This window comes from Mycobacterium sp. NGS69, assembly GCF_059812165.1.
In genome coordinates this window covers 1-934 of record NZ_JCALCD010000025.1, presented here as the reverse complement: position 1 = coordinate 934, position 934 = coordinate 1, and the positions used below count along the sequence as shown (strand labels likewise).

Annotated in this window: 1 protein-coding gene; it reads left to right on the top strand. The window is 66.6% G+C overall.

Annotated features, from left to right (window positions below; all coding sequences use genetic code 11):
* Window positions 1–916 (top strand): IS110 family RNA-guided transposase (locus AC5Y2S_RS28920; protein WP_499960052.1); only part of this gene is annotated, 916 nt, incomplete at its 5' end.
* Window positions 917–934: the final 18 nt, after the last annotated feature.

Below are 934 nucleotides of genomic sequence, written 5' to 3'. Positions count from 1 at the left end.
GTTTGGCGCCGAGTTGATCTGGGGCATCGAGGATTGCCGCAACATGTCGGCGCGCCTGGAGCGTGATCTGCTGGGCGCGGGCCAAAAGGTGGTGCGGGTACCCACCAAGCTGATGACTCAGGTCCGGGCCTCGGCGCGCACCCGCGGCAAGTCCGATCCCATCGATGCATTAGCAGTGGCGCGAGCGGTGCTGCGGGAACCCGATCTACCGGTGGCATGCCACGACGAGGTCTCACGCGAGCTCAAATTGCTGGTCGATCGGCGCGAAGTCTTGCTGGCCCAACGGACCTCGGCGATCAACCGGCTGCGCTGGTGGATCCATGAGCTCGACCCAACCAAGGCCCCCAAGCCACGGTCCCTGGATCGCGCCAAGCCCCGCGACGCGCTGCGGGCCTGGCTGGACACCGTGTCCGGTGTGGTGGCCGAGCTGGCCCGCGACGAGTTGGCCGATATCACCCGACTCAGCGAGCAGATTGACGAGCTGGCCGAACGTGTCGGCGCCCGAGTCCGCGCCGTCGCCCCCGCGCTGCTGAGCATCCGCGGCTGCGGTGAACTCACCGCCGCCAAGATCGTCGGAGAAAGCGCCGGGATCACTCGATTCAAAAGTGAGGCAGCCTTCGCCCGCCACGCCGGCGTAGCGCCCATTCCGGTGTGGTCCGGCAACACCGAGGGCCGGATGCGGTTGAGCCGCTCGGGCAACCGACAACTCAACACCGCCCTGCACCGCATCGCCATCACCCAGATCCGACTCGACGGCAGTTCAGGCCAGACCTATTACCGGCTCCGAATTGCCGCCAACGACAGCGCCGCAGGAGCACGACGCTGCCTCAAACGCCACATATCCCGCAGCGTCTTCCGCGCCCTTCACACCGACCACCAAATCCGCAATCAGTCACCCCAGGCAGCGGCCGCTTGACATAGGAGCAACGCTCAG